The sequence below is a fragment of the Streptomyces sp. 1222.5 genome (assembly GCF_900105245.1).
Lineage (GTDB): Bacteria > Actinomycetota > Actinomycetes > Streptomycetales > Streptomycetaceae > Streptomyces > Streptomyces albidocamelliae.
Map to the genome: position 1 here is coordinate 7,434,486 of NZ_FNSZ01000001.1, position 13,794 is coordinate 7,448,279.

The following is a 13,794-nucleotide window of genomic DNA, read 5'->3' on the forward strand; positions in this document are numbered from 1 at the left end:
CATCCCCTACGTGGCGACCCCGGACCGCACCTTCCCGCACGCCCTGAGCAGGGCCTCGTCCTCGGGGATGTGTCCGCCGTATCCGCCCGCGCGGGCCGTGTGCCGGCGGGGGGCGGCGAGTTCGGCCGCCACCAGGTCCCGCAGCGGCGCGGCCGCCCGGCCCATCGCGCCGAGACAGCGGGCGACCGGGAGGCGGGTGCGCGGGTCCTCCGCCCAGGCGGTCCGGAACACCGGCAGGACGGGGCCGGGGTCGGCGTCGATGCGCCAGAGCGCGCACGCGGCCGACGTCCGTACCTGCGCCGGTCCCGCCGTGGCCGCCCGGCGCAGCGCCGGCAGGGCGGGGCGCGCGGCCGGGCCCAGCCGGCCCAGGTGCCGGGCGGCGCGACGGCGGTTCACCGGATCACCCTCCGTCAACTCGCGCAGGAGTGAGGGGAGTACGGCCGAGGTGTCGCCTTCCGCCGACCAGAGCGCGCCCGCCGCGGCGGCCGCGTGCCGGGTGCGCAGCAGAGAGCGCAGGAGAGGTCTCGCCCGCGCGGCGGCGCCGAGCGCCTCGAGTGTCTCGATCGCCTGGTCCGCCACGGCGCCCGGGGCCCCCGGGCCGCCCGGCACACCCGACAGGAGCCGGAGCACCTCCGGCAGCGCGTCCTCGTCCTCGAGGGCCCTGACCGCGGACAGCAGCGGGGCGGCGAGCCGGGCCGTGGAGGCGGAGGCGAGCGGGACGCGGCCGAGCCGGTGCCGTACCGCCGGGGCGAGCGGTGCCGCGGCCAGACCCAGGTGCACGAGCTCGAAACCCAGGTCGGCGGGTGCCGCCGGACCGGCCAGCAGCTGGGCGAGGGGCGGGACCGCCCGTGCGTCGCCCGTCCGCGCCAGCGCCCTGAGCGGACCGCCCAGGGTGGGGGCACAGCGTTCCCAGCGGTGCGTCCACAGATCGGGCCGGGTGCTCACCAGGGTGTGCAGGTCGTCGGCGGCGGGCGCGGCCAGGGCGAACAGTTCCCCCAGGACCGTGAGGGCCGCCTCCCGTAACCGGTCGTGCGCCGTGCCGAGTTGGCCGCCCAGCAGCTCGACGGCCCGGGTGTGGTCCCCGCGCCAGCCGCGGAACAGCGCCGCCGCCATCCAGGCGCCGTTGCACCGGTCCACCGGGTCAGGGCTGGTCAGCTGCCCGAGAAGCAGGACCGTCCGGTCCGCCACCCGGTCGCCCAGCGCGGTGTGCAGGGTGCGCAGCAGGCGGGCCCCCTCCTCGTCCGAAGGGCGCAGCCGCCGTATCCGGCCCACCAGGGTGTCCGTGCCCGGGCCGGGCGGCACCCGGTGCGCGGACCGCTCCCGCAGCAGCCGGACGGCCGTCGGCACCAGGCCGGACGGGAGCCGCGCGGGCGCGCCGAGCGCGAGCTGTCCGAGCGCGGCGAGCCGGGTCCCGGGGCCGTACGGCGGCGCGCTCTGCTCGGCCAGGAGGTCCATCGCGGCGTCGGCGTGCGCGGGGTACCGGCGGACGAACAGGCCGAGCGCCTCCGTGAGCGCGAGCAGGACACGGTCGTCCCGCTCGGCCCGGACGCGGTTCGCCAGCAGACGCAGGGCGCGGGCCGGTTCCGCCAGGAAGTGGACGAGGGCACCGGCCGCCGCCGCCCGCACCGGAGGGTCCGGGTCCCCGGCGAGGGGGACGAAGCCCTCGGCGCCGGCGCACACCGCCTCCCGTGCCCGCGCGTCCGCGTCTCTGCTGTCCGCGCCGATGCTCACCAGCAGTTCCACCAGCGCGCCCCGGTCGGGCACCTCCTCACGGGCCGTCAGCGCGAACAGGAACGGGACGCAGGCCAGCGTCGAGTCGTACACGTTCCCCTGGTGGTGCACGGCGCCGTACATCCCGTCGAGCGCGGCCGTCCGCTCGGCGGTGTCCGCGGACGCCAGCGCCCGTAACCAGCCGGGCACCTCCACCGCGCTTCCGTGCGCGTGTCGCAGCGAGGCCCAGTCGACCTCGTCGATCCCCGTGAACACGTTGTCCTCCCCAGACGAGTGCCACCTGATCGCGAGTCTGCACCACGGCACCGGCAACGGTCCGGAACCGTACCCTGACTGTGTGCGATCCGTCGGCTGTCATCGGCCAGTGCCGGGGCGGCACGTCCCGGCCGGGGGAGGACCGTGGCGACGGATCAGTTCCGGCCGGGCAGCGCGCGCTCCAGGATCGCGTCCAGGTCGGTCCCCGCCGGCAGCGTGCCGAACGAGTGCCCCCAGTCGCCGCCCAGCCGGCTGGCGCAGAAGGCGTCCGCGACCGGGTGCGGCGCGTACCGGACCAGCAGCGACGCCTGCAGCGCGAGGGCCATCCCCTCGACCAGCCGGCGGGCGCCCACCTGATCGGTCTCGGCCAGTCGGTCCTTCAGCCCGGCCGCGGCGGCGTCCAGCCGGGCGTCGGCCCCGCGGGCGAGGGCGAGTTCGGCGAACAGGGCCTCGGCGCTGTCCGGTTCCCGTCCGAGGGCACGGAGCACGTCGAGCGCGTTGACGTTGCCCGAGCCCTCCCAGATCGACAGCAGCGGCGCCTCCCGGTAGTGGCGGGGCATGCCGGACTCCTCCACGTACCCGTTGCCGCCCAGGCACTCCAGGGCCTCGGCGGTGAACCCCGGTCCGCGCTTGGTGACCCAGTACTTGCCCACGGCGGTGGCGATCCGCCGGAACGCCCGCTCCCCGGCGTCCCCGCGCACCGCGCGGTCCGCCGCCCCGGCGAGCCGCAGCGTCAGGGTCGTCGCCGCCTCCGACTCCAGCGCCAGATCGGCGAGGACGTTGCGCATGAGCGGCTGGTCGACGAGACGGGCCCCGAACGCGCTGCGGTGGCGGGCGTGGTGGCCGGCCTCGACGAACGTCTTGCGCATCAGGGTCGCCGAGGACATCACGCAGTCCAGCCGGGTGCAGTTGACCATCTCGATGATGGTCTTCACGCCCCGCCCCTCGGGACCCACCAGCCAGGCCACGGTCCGGTCGAACTCCGGCTCGGAGGACGCGTTGGAACGGTTGCCCAGCTTGTCCTTCAGCCGCTGGATGCGGAAGGTGTTGCGGGTCCCGTCCGGCAGGATCCGCGGCACCAGGAAGCAGGACAGTCCGCCCGGGGCCTGCGCGAGCACCAGGAAGACGTCGCACATCGGCGCCGACGTGAACCACTTGTGGCCGCGCAGCGTGTACACGCCGGGCTCACCGGTGGGCGTGGCCGTCGTGGTGTTGGTGCGCACGTCCGAGCCGCCCTGCTTCTCGGTCATGCCCATCCCGGCGAGCAGTCCGGGCTTCTCGGTCGGGACGCGCAGCGCGGGGTCGTACTCCCGGCTGGTGAGCAGCGGTTCGTACACCTTGGCCAGATCCGGCTGTGCGCGCAGAGCGGGCACCGCCGCGTACGTCATCGACGTGGGGCAGCCGTGCCCCGCCTCGGTGTGGCCCCACACCAGTCCGCCGGCGGTACGGGCCACGTGCGCACCGGGCCGCTCGTCCGCCCACGGGGTGCCGGCCAGGCCCTCGGTGACCGCCGTCCGCATCAGGCGGTGCCAGCTGGGGTGGAACTCCACCTCGTCGACCCGGTTGCCGTAGCGGTCGTGGGTGCGCAGGACGGGCTCGTGACGGTTCGCCAGCTCGCCCCACTCCTGCGCCTCGGCGCTCCCCGCACGCGCGCCCAGCCGCCGGAGGTCCTCCTCGGCCCAGCCAGCGCCCTCCCGGCGCAGCCCCTCCAGCAGGGCCCGGTCGTCGGAGGCGTCGTAGGGGGCGAGCGGCGGAGCCTGGTTGGTGACGTCGTGCGTGGCGGACTGCGGCGACTGCGCGGGAATCGAGACCATACGAGAATGTTGCACTGTTCCTGCGGCTGTAGCAATGACGCAACATGAAGTCGCACGTAGAGTACGTGCCCATGCGCATGAACGACTCGGCCGAGCCGGACGCGGCCGGCCTGCGCACGCTGTCCGCCCGGTCGGTCGTGCTGAGCCTGCTCCTCGGCGCCCACCCGCCGGAGCTGCCGGTGAAGAACCTCGTCCGGCTGGTCGAGCCCTTCGGTGTCGGCGGTTCCACCCTGCGGGCCGCGCTCAGCCGGATGGTGGCCGCCGGCGATCTGCGGCGCACGGACGCCGTCTACCGGCTCAGCGACCGTCTGCTGGCCCGCCAACGCCGCCAGGACGACGCCGTGCATCCCCGTACGCGCGCGTGGGACGGCGACTGGGAGATGGTGGTGATCACCGCCATGGGCCGCGGCCCCGCCGAGCGAGCCGAGCTGCGCACCCGGCTGACCGCACTGCGGCTGGCCGAGCTCCGCGAGGGTGTCTGGCTGCGCCCGGCCAATCTCGACCGCCCCCTGCCGGGCGACCTGGGGGCGGTGGCCGCGACCTACACCGCCCGTCCGGACGAGCCCGCGCGCGACCTGGTGGCCCGGCTCTGGCCGCTGGAGGAGTGGACGGCCACCGCGCGGGCGCTGCTCACGCGCGCGAGCGGCGCCGAGCACCCGGCCGACCGTCTCACCGTCTACGCGGCGGCCGTACGCCACCTCCTCACCGACCCCGTGCTGCCGGCCGCCCTGCTGCCCGCCGACTGGCCCGGCGAGGCCCTGCGCACCGGCTACGCCGGCTACCGGCGGGAACTGACCGCGTTCCTGGGCCTCGCCGAGGGCGCGGACTGAGAGCGCACCGACCCGCCCACACCCTCCCGGGCGAAGGGGAGGCATGAACGCCGATCACCTACGACGCCCTTCTCCCCGCGGGGTCGCGACGGGCCACGTTCATGGAGACGGGCGTCTCCTCGCGCGGCCCGGTGGGCACGGTGGTGCCCGTCGTGCACGACCCCCGGAAGGCGTCGCGGGCCCGTACGGGCCCGCTCGCCGACATCGACACCACGGACGGCGGCATCGTCCTGCGCCTCATGTGGGGCACCGGCCTCGCGCTCGTCGCCGTGAGGGTCCGCCCTCGGGGTGGTGGCCGGTTGGCCCGAGGGTCCGGACGCACAGCGCACCGGAGCGGTGCCGCGGCTGAGGCGGGTGGCGCGGGCGCGCCCCGTGGCGTTCCCTGGAAGAGGGGGCGTCCCCTGTGAAAGGCGGGGTTGACCAGGGCGGTCGTGGGCACTCGGGGCGCACGGCAAGCGATCTCACCCGAGGAGAGTCATGGCTGAGCACAAGTCGTCGTCGACCCTCACGGCGCCTTTGCACGGCGCGGCCTCGGTACTGCGTAAAGTGCCCGGCGCCGGCGTCGTGGGCCGGGCGGCGGAGGACACCCTGGACAAGGTCGGCGCGGTCTCGCCCCGAGGCCGGCGCCTGGCGGTGTACGCGGGAGCCGGACTGCTCGGGGCCGCGGGAGTGGTGGAGTGGCCGGTGGCCCTGACCGGTGCCGCCGTGGCCTGGCTGACCCAGCCCCGGCCTTCGCACCTGGCGGAGGACGCGCCCGTGCACCGCCCCGAACCCGCGCACGACGTGGGCAGCGCGGCACCGAGGTCCGGCCCCGCCGAACCCGGCCACGGGGCGGCGGCCGCGAGCGGCACCGGAGGCGCCAGGACGCCCGGTGGCGCCGGGCAGTCCGGCCACGCCGGGCCACCGCACCCCGAACCCTCCCTGAGCACCGAGCCGAAGCCGGCCCCCGGCCCGCTCGGCCCCACGGCACGCCCCGACCGCACCACGCTCTGAGGAGGTACATGTGCTCGGCCTGCTTACGGCGCCCGCCGCGGCCGCACGCCTGCTGCCCGCCGCCCCACGGCTGCTCGCCCGGGCGGCGGCACCGGTCTTCGGGGTGGCGGCGGGCGCGGCCGCCGGGACCGCGCGCGCCGGAGTGCGCGGCGCTGATGCCGCCGTACGGGTGGCGCGGGTGGCACGCAACGCGCTGCCCGGCTCCGGTGACCACTGGCGGGCCGGTGCCCGCGCGCACCTCGCCCTGAGCCCCCTGGAGCACGAGCACGTCCGGCGCGCGGGCGGCACGGCCCACCTGGCCCGACACCTGGCCGAGGCGCTGGCCGAGCGCCCCGACGTGCTGCTCGCCTACTGGGACGAGGGACTCGCCCGCCTGGTGGTGACCGCCACCGAGGAAGAGGCCACCGACCGGGTCGTGGAACACGCCGCCGAACTGGCCGAACGGCACGGACTGCTCCTGGCCGGCGGCGACCTGGACGAGACCACGCACCCCGCCGACCCGGCCGGGGTACGCCTCGCCGTGAGCACGCTCGCCGTCGACTGCGTGGGCATCGCCGCCGGACTCACCGCGTACTCGCTGCGCCTGCCGCCCTCGCCCCGGGTGGTCACGGCCGTCGTGACGCTGCTGCGGGAGAACCCGCGCTTCCGTGCCCGGCTGCGCGACCGGCTGGGCCCCGGCCGGATGGACCTGGTGCTGGCCTGCGCGAACGCCGCCGCCCACGGTGCCGGCCAGACCCCCACCTCCCTCGTCCTCGACGGCGCCCTGCGGGCCTGCCAGGTGGCCGAGACGGTGGCCCGAGCCGCCGCCTTCGACTCGGTCCACGACCAGCTGTGCGCGCCGGAGAAGGTCAGCCTCGCCGCGGACGGCGGCCCCCGCCCGCCGCTGCGTGAGTCCCCGGCCCAGGAGTACGCCTCCCACGCCTCCGCGGGCAGCGTGCTGGGCGCGGCGGCCACCCTGCTGGTCAAGCACGACGGAGGCGAGGCGGCGGAGGCGGTGCTCGCCGGCTCGCCCAAGGCCGCCCGGTACGGACCCGCCGCCTTCCACGCCGTACTCAGCGCCGCACTCGCGCGGGCCGGTGTCCTGGTCCGCGACGCGGACCGGCTGCGCCAGCTGGAGATGGTCGGCACGGTCGTCCTGCACCCCGGCGCGCTGCGCACCGAGGGCGGCGAGGCGGACCCGTGGGCCGAGCCGGTGCTGGACGCGGCCCGCCGCGCCGGCCTCCGGGTGGTGGTCGTGGACGACCCCGCCCTCGAAGACTTCACCGGACTCGCCGACCAGGTCGTCGACGCCCGCCGTCCGCTGGACGACGTCGTCCATGAGGCGCGCGGCGAATCCGGTGCCGTGCTCACGGTCGCGCGCGTGCGTTCCGCCGACGAGCACGACGTGCTGGCCGGCCTGAGCGCCGGCGACGTGTCGATCGCCCTGACGGACCAGGACGGCGCGGTCGTCTGGGGCGCGGACATCCTGGCCCTGCACGGTCTGCCCGACGTGTGGCGGGTGCTGACCGCCGTCCCCGCGGCCCGTGCGGTCGGCCGGCGGTCGCAGACCCTGGCCCGCTCCGGTGCCGCCCTCTCCGGGCTGCTCGTGGCCGTCGGCGAGGCCAAGGGCGGACGCGGCCGGCTCGCCGTGCTGCCGGGGTTCCGGCACGCACCCGTCGACCTCGGTGCCACGACAGCGCTGCTGTCCGGGGCGCGGGCCGCGCTCGGTGTCGCGGTCGCCGGCGCCCCGCACCCGCGGCCCCGGGTCCACTGGCACGAGCTGGACCCGGACGAGGCCCGCGAACGGCTCGAACACGAACCGGCCGCCGAGAGCACCCCCTGGGAGGACCTGACCGCCCGCGTGCGCAAGGCGACCGAGGGCGTCGCCCGGCACCCCGCCGTCGCTCCGGCACGCTGGTCCTACGAACTCGGCCAGGCCGTGCGCGGTGAACTCCACGACCCGCTCACCCCGGTGCTGGCCGTGGGCTCGGCCGCGTCCGCGATCCTCGGGTCGGTCGTGGACGCGCTGCTCGTCGTCGGCGCCCTCGACCTCAACGCCCTGGTCGGTGGCATCCAGCGGCTGCGCGCCGAGCGGGCCCTGTCCGGGCTGGTCGCGGACCAGAAGCGGAAGGCACGCCTCGTGCCCACGGCGCAGGAGGCTCCGGCCGGCGGCACCCGCACCGTGGAGGCGGGCAAGCTCCAGCCGGGTGACGTGATCCACCTCAACGGCGACGACGTCGTGCCCGCCGACGCCCGGCTGCTGTGGCAGGAGGGCCTGGAGGTCGACGAGTCCGCGCTGACCGGCGAGTCCCTGCCGGTGGAGAAGCAGACGGACCCGACCCCGCACGCCCCGGTCGCCGACCGGCGCTGCATGGTCTTCGAGGGCACGACCGTCGTCGCGGGGCAGGCCCGGGCGGTCGTCGTCGACACCGGCGAGCGCACGGAGGCGGCCCGCGCCGTGCACCTCGCCGCCCGCACACCCCCGGCGGGCGGCGTCCAGGCCAGGCTCCAGGAACTCACGCGCAAGGCACTGCCACTGACCCTGGCGGGCGGCGCGGCGGTCACCGGGCTCGCGCTGCTGCGCGGCACCCCCATCCGCGAGGCGGTCAGCGGCGGTGTGGCGGTGGCGGTCGCGGCCGTACCGGAAGGCCTGCCGCTGGTGGCCACGGTCGCGCAGCTCGCGGCCGCCCGGCGGCTGAGCCGCGGCGGCGTTCTCGTGCGCACCCCGCGCACGCTGGAGGCGCTGGGCCGCATGGACACCATCTGCTTCGACAAGACCGGCACCCTCACCGAGAACCGGCTGCGGCTGGTGCGCACCTCCGACGCCTACGGCAAGCTCCACGCGGTCGACGACGCCGGGTCCGCGGACACGGTCCGCGCCGCCGCGCGGGCCTGCCCGAAGCTCAACGGCGGCTCCGAGCGGCCGGTGCACGCCACCGACGAGGCCGTTCTGACGGCGGCCGGCCCCGATCCGGACTGGACGCAGCTCGCCGACCTGCCGTTCGAGGCGGCGCGCGGCTACGCCGCCGCCGTCGGCCGCGGCGCGGACGGTGTGCCGGTGCTCGTCGTCAAGGGCGCACCGGAGACCGTGCTGCCCGCCTGTGCCGGCCTCCCGGAGCACGCCTCCGACGGCGCCCACGCGCTCGCCGGGGCCGGCCTGCGCGTCCTCGCGGTGGCCGGACGGCGGCTCGCCCCGGCCGACGACGTGTCCGAGGTCCTGGACCAGCCGCTGGCCGGCCTGGAGTTCACCGGTCTGCTGGCGCTGTCCGACGTACCGCGCGAGACCTCCACAGCCCTCGTGAGCGGGCTCGGCAAGGCGGGCGTGCGGCCGGTCATGCTGACCGGTGACCACCCGCAGACCGCGCGGGCCATCGCCGCCGACCTGGGCTGGCCCGAGGACACCGTGGTGGTCACCGGGGACGAGCTGGCGGCGGCCGACCGGGCGGCCCGGGCCCGGATGCTCCGGGACGCCGGTGTGGTGGCCCGGGTGGCACCCGAGCAGAAACTCCAGGTCGTGGAGGCGCTGCGGGACGCGGGCCGGGTGGTCGGCATGGTCGGCGACGGCGCCAACGACGCCGCCGCCATCCGCGCCGCCGACATCGGCGTCGGCATCAACGCGCGGGGTTCGGCCGCCGCGCGCAACGCCGCCGACATCGTCCTGACCGACGACGACCTGACCGTGCTGATCGACGCGGTCGGCGAGGGCCGCGCGCTGTGGCACAGCGTGGCCGACGCCATCGCCATCCTGATCGGCGGCAACGCGGGCGAGGTCGGCTTCGGCATCCTCGGCACGCTGCTGTCCGGGCGGGCGCCGCTGTCCACCCGGCAGATGCTCATGGTGAACCTGTTCACCGACCTGTTCCCGTCCATGGCCGTGGCGGTCACCCAGAAGGAGGGCGAGGCGGACCTGGCGCACGTGGAGGAGGCGGCCGGAGTCCTGGGCGAACCCCTGCTGCGGCAGATCCGCCACCGGGCCCTCACCACCTGCCTGGGCGCGGTCACGGCCTGGCTGATCGGCCGTTTCACCCCGGGCACCGCCCGCCGTTCCAGCACCATGGCCCTGTGCGGAGTGGTCGGCACCCAGCTCGTGCAGACCCTCCTCGACCGGCGCGACAGCCGCCTGGTGCAGGTCACCTCGCTCGGCTCCGCCGTGGCCCTGGTCGCCGTGGTGCAGACCCCGGGGGTCAGCCGCGCCGTCGGCTGCACCCCGCTCGGCCTGGTCGCCTGGGCCGGTGTGGTGGCGGCGATCGCCCTGGCCCTGGCGGGCCAGCGGACCCTGCCCCGCCTGGAGGAGACCATCGGACGACTGCTGCCGGACTGACGGACCCGCACGCCGTGCGGCGGGCCCGTCCGGACGGGGGGCCGGGCTCAGACCGAGCGGTGGTACTGCTCCGGCACCCGCACCTCGCCGCCCAGCTCGCGGGCGGCCTGCCGGGCCCAGGACGGGTTGCGCAGCAGCTCCCGGCCCAGGAACACGGCGTCGGCCTCACCGTTCGCGACGAGCTTCTGGGCCTGCTCCGCGTCGGTGATCAGGCCCACGGCGCCGACCGGCAGCGTCGTCTCCGCCTTGACCCGCGCGGCGAACGGGACCTGGTACCCCGGGCCGGTCGGAATGCGCGCGCCGGCGACGTTGCCGCCGGTCGAGACGTCGAGCAGGTCCACGCCGTGGGCGCGCAGGTCGCGGGCGAAGCGGACGGTGTCGTCGGGCGTCCAGCCGCCTTCCTCGGCCCAGTCGGTCGCCGAGATGCGGAAGAAGAGCGGCTTGTCCTGCGGCCACACCTCCCGAACGGCGTCGACGACCTCCAGTGCGAACCGGGTGCGGTTCTCGTACGAGCCGCCGTAGGCGTCCGTGCGGTGGTTGGAGTGCGGGGAGAGGAACTCGTTGATCAGGTAACCGTGGGCGCCGTGGATCTCGGCGATCTCGAAGCCGGCGGCCAGCGCCCGCCGGGCCGCCGAGGCGAACTGGCCCACCACCTCCCGGATCTGTTCGGCCGTCAGCTCGGTCGGCACCGGGTGGCGCTCGTCGAAGGGCAGCGGGCTCGGGGCGACCGGCTGCCAGCCGTGGGCCTCGGGCCCGATCGGCGCGCCGCCCCGCCAGGGCCGCTCCGTGGAGGCCTTGCGCCCGCCGTGCGCGAGCTGGACCGCGGGCACGGAGCCCTGTGTGGTGAGGAAGCGGGTGATCCGGCGGAAGGCCTCCACCTGGGTGTCGTTCCACAGGCCGAGGTCGTAGGGGGAGATCCGGCCCTCCGGGGCGACCGCGGTGGCCTCGACCATGACGAGTCCGGTGCCGCCGGTGGCGCGGGCGGCGTAGTGCGCGAAGTGCCAGTCGTGCGGGGCACCGGTGAGCGGGCCCTCGGGTTCGGCCGAGTACTGGCACATCGGCGACATCCACACCCGGTTCGGGATGGTCACTTCGCGCAGGGTGATGGGCTCGAAGAGCGCGCTCACTACGGACTCCATTCGTCACGGGACCGGTGGTCGACTCGTACGATAACCCTCGTACTACGAGAGATGTCCAACTACGATGACTCTCGTACAATGGTCACAGCCGAAGACGACCGCGACGAAGGGCGGCAGCCGTGACCGACACCGTCACCCCCGGCCGTGCGCTGCCGCACCCGGAGCGGGAGGAGATCCGGCTGGAAGGCGTGCTGCACGCGCTCGCGGACCCCATGCGGCTGCGGATAGTCAGCGAACTCGCCTCGGAGCCCACCGAGTTGTCCTGCTCGCGCTTCGACCTGCCGGTGACCAAGTCCACCACCACGCACCACTTCCGGGTGCTGCGCGAGAGCGGTGTCATCCGGCAGGTGTACCGGGGTACGGCGAAGATGAACGCCCTGCGCCGGGACGATCTGGACGGGCTCTTCCCGGGACTGCTCGACAGCCTCCTCGCCGCCGCCGAACGCCAGGCCCGCAGGCTCCGCGAACGCGTCTGACGCCCGCCGCCCCGGCCCGCCCGCACCGGGACGACGGTTGCCGCCGTTACGACGGTCGCGCCGCCCCCAGCAGCGCCTCCCAGTCGGCGAGCTTGACCACGCTCCGTCCGAGCCGCTCGCCCAGCGCGGCCTCGGCGTGCTCGATGGACAGCCACCCGCTCCAGGGCACCGGTTCGCCGCCCGGCACCCGCAGCGCTTCCACCGGATCGGCCGGCACGTCCGCCCGGGCCAGCGCGGGGGCGTCGGCGAGCAGGGACAGCGCCGTCTCCTTCGCGCAGGGCCGGTTGGTGCCGATGACACCCGTCGGCCCCCGCTTGATCCATCCGGCGACGTACTCGCCGGGGGAGGGGACGCCGTCGCGCACGACCCGCCCCGCCGTGTGCGGCACCGTGCCGGTCGCCGGGTCGAAGGGCAGACCGTCCAGCGGGACACCGCGATAGCCGACCGAGCGCAGCACCAGCTGGGCGGGCACGTCCTCGTACCGGCCCGTCCCCGTCACACCGCCGCGGCCGTCCGGAGCCGTGCGCTCGAAGCGCACGGCGCCCACCCGGCCCCCGTGTTCGAGCAGTTCGACGGGACGCAGGAAGAACCGCAGCCGGATCCGCCGCCCGGCCGGTGCCGGAGGCCGCGCCGCCCAGCCGCGCAGCACCTCCACATTGCGGCGCGGCACGGCCGGGAGCGCGGCCGGGTCGAGCGAACCCAACGCCAGCTCGCCCGCGTCGACGACCACCTCGGTGTCCGGGATGGTGCCCAGCTCGCGCAGCTCCTTGGTGGTGAAGCGGGCCTGCGCCGGGCCGCGCCGGCCCACCATCTGCACCTCGCGGATCCCGCTCCCGGCCAGCGCGTCGAGGGCCGCCTGCGGGATGTCCGTCGGCCGCAGCTCGTCGGCGCCGCGGACCAGCATCCGCGTGACGTCCACCGCGACGTTGCCGACCCCGATGACCACCGCCGAGCGCGCCCCGCGCAGGAAGCCCGCGTCTGCCGCGTCCGGGTGCGCGCTGTACCAGGACACGAACTCGGTCGCCGACCAGCTGCCCGGCAGTTCCTCGCCGGGGACGCCGAGCCGGCGGTCCGTGGCGGCGCCCACGCAGTACACCACCGCGTGGTACAGCGTCCGCAGGCGCTCCACCGGCAGACCGCCGGGGCCGCCCACCCGGACCCCGCCGAGGAACCGCACCCGCTCGTGCTCCAGCACGGTCCGCAGGCTGCCCTGCAACGACTTGATCTTCTCGTGGTCCGGTGCGACGCCGTACCGCACCAGGCCGTACGGACACGGCAGCCGGTCCAGGACGTCCACCTGGACGTCCGGATCGAGCTGGACGAGGTTCTGGGCGATGTAGCACCCGCTCGGCCCGGAACCCACGACGGCGACACGCAGCACAGTGGTACTCCTCGCCCGAAGGAGGTGGTGTGCGGACGGTTCCAGCATGGCACCGCGAGGCCCGCTGCGGCAGGGTCCTGCGGGCCGACCGGGCGCGTGTCGGGGTCGCGGGGCGGGCGATCCGACCGTCCCGAGGGCCTCGGACCGCCCCCGGGGCCCGGTCACGGCCCGCTCGGGCGTTCCTCCGTCGCGAAGAAGCGGGACAGGTCGCGGTCGCGGTCCCCCGCCCCGGCGGCCGTCTCGCTGTCCGGCGGCACACCCAGCTCCCAGTCGAGTCCGTACCGCTGGAACAGTTCGGCCCGCAGGGCCGGCACCGGCATCGGCACCCCGGGCACCAGCGCCGCGAACACCGCGCCCATCAGCAGCGCCCGCAGCATCGGGTAGTCGGCCGCGACGTCGTGGGAGCCGTACCGGGCGACCGTGTCGCCGAGCAGCTCCGAGAGCCGCCGCTGCTCCGGGCACTGGACGAACCCCTCGGCCTGGAGCAGCCCCGCCATGTGCTGACGCATGAGCACCGGACGGTCCCGGGCCAGGCCGAGGATCGCGTCGACCGCCCGGGCCAGCCGTTCGCGCCCGTCGTCGGTGCGCGGCTCCCGCTCCAGGGCCTCCTCCAGCGTGCGGTGCATCAGCCGGTGCACGGCCGACTGCACCAGCTGGCGCTTGCCGGGGAAGTAGTACGAGACCAGCCCCCGCGCCGAACCGGCACGGTCCGCGATGTCGCCGAGCGTCGTGGCCTCGAAGCCGCGCTCGTCGACCAGCTCCACGGCCGCCTGGAGCAGCCGCTCACGGGAACGCCGCCGCAACTCTTCATTGACCGAGGCGCTGCGCGGGGACATCCTGTAACTCCTGCGTTGACTGGCTGCCAGCCAACTATA

The 13,794-nt window shown here is 75.9% G+C and carries 9 protein-coding genes; 4 read left to right on the forward strand and 5 right to left on the reverse strand.

Annotated features, from left to right (window positions below):
* Positions 1-6 precede the first annotated feature (6 nt).
* Positions 7-1,986 (reverse strand): PBS lyase, encoded by a 1,980-nt coding sequence (locus tag BLW57_RS33715; RefSeq protein WP_093479494.1) that lies wholly within the window; start codon positions 1,984-1,986, stop codon positions 7-9.
* A gap of 155 nt (positions 1,987-2,141) precedes the next feature.
* The gene (locus tag BLW57_RS33720) at positions 2,142-3,800 is read right to left on the reverse strand and encodes a DNA alkylation response protein (RefSeq protein ID WP_093479495.1); all 1,659 of its coding nucleotides are present in this window, start codon (positions 3,798-3,800) and stop codon (positions 2,142-2,144) included.
* Between the two features lie 71 nt (positions 3,801-3,871).
* Between BLW57_RS33720 and BLW57_RS33725 the strand changes: the two genes are divergently transcribed.
* The 3 genes from BLW57_RS33725 (at position 3,872) to BLW57_RS33740 (ending at position 9,923) form a co-directional block, all read left to right on the forward strand.
* Positions 3,872-4,630 carry a PaaX family transcriptional regulator C-terminal domain-containing protein gene (locus BLW57_RS33725; RefSeq protein WP_093481021.1) on the forward strand — a complete coding sequence of 253 codons (759 nt, stop codon included), beginning with the start codon at positions 3,872-3,874 and terminating at the stop codon, positions 4,628-4,630.
* 477 nt (positions 4,631-5,107) lie between these two features.
* Positions 5,108-5,623, forward strand: a complete 516-nt coding sequence (locus BLW57_RS33735) for a hypothetical protein (RefSeq protein WP_093479497.1) — start codon at positions 5,108-5,110, stop codon at positions 5,621-5,623.
* Between the two features lie 10 nt (positions 5,624-5,633).
* A complete protein-coding gene (locus BLW57_RS33740; protein ID WP_093479498.1) occupies positions 5,634-9,923 on the forward strand; it encodes a cation-translocating P-type ATPase in 4,290 nt (1,429 codons plus the stop codon).
* Positions 9,924-9,970: 47 nt separating this feature from the next.
* Here BLW57_RS33740 and BLW57_RS33745 read toward each other — a convergent pair whose 3' ends face one another.
* Positions 9,971-11,050 carry an NADH:flavin oxidoreductase/NADH oxidase gene (locus BLW57_RS33745; protein WP_093479499.1) on the reverse strand — a complete coding sequence of 360 codons (1,080 nt, stop codon included), beginning with the start codon at positions 11,048-11,050 and terminating at the stop codon, positions 9,971-9,973.
* A gap of 131 nt (positions 11,051-11,181) precedes the next feature.
* On the opposite strand from BLW57_RS33745, the gene BLW57_RS33750 reads away from it, so the two are divergent.
* The gene (locus BLW57_RS33750; RefSeq protein ID WP_093479500.1) at positions 11,182-11,538 is read left to right on the forward strand and encodes an ArsR/SmtB family transcription factor; all 357 of its coding nucleotides are present in this window, start codon (positions 11,182-11,184) and stop codon (positions 11,536-11,538) included.
* Between the two features lie 46 nt (positions 11,539-11,584).
* Here the strand turns inward: BLW57_RS33750 and BLW57_RS33755 are convergent, their stop codons facing one another.
* A complete protein-coding gene (locus BLW57_RS33755; protein WP_093479501.1) occupies positions 11,585-12,919 on the reverse strand; it encodes an FAD-dependent oxidoreductase in 1,335 nt (444 codons plus the stop codon).
* A 161-nt stretch (positions 12,920-13,080) separates the two neighbouring features.
* Entirely contained in the window at positions 13,081-13,755 is a 675-nt protein-coding gene (locus tag BLW57_RS33760; protein ID WP_093479502.1) for a TetR/AcrR family transcriptional regulator, read from the reverse strand.
* Positions 13,756-13,794 lie beyond the last annotated feature (39 nt).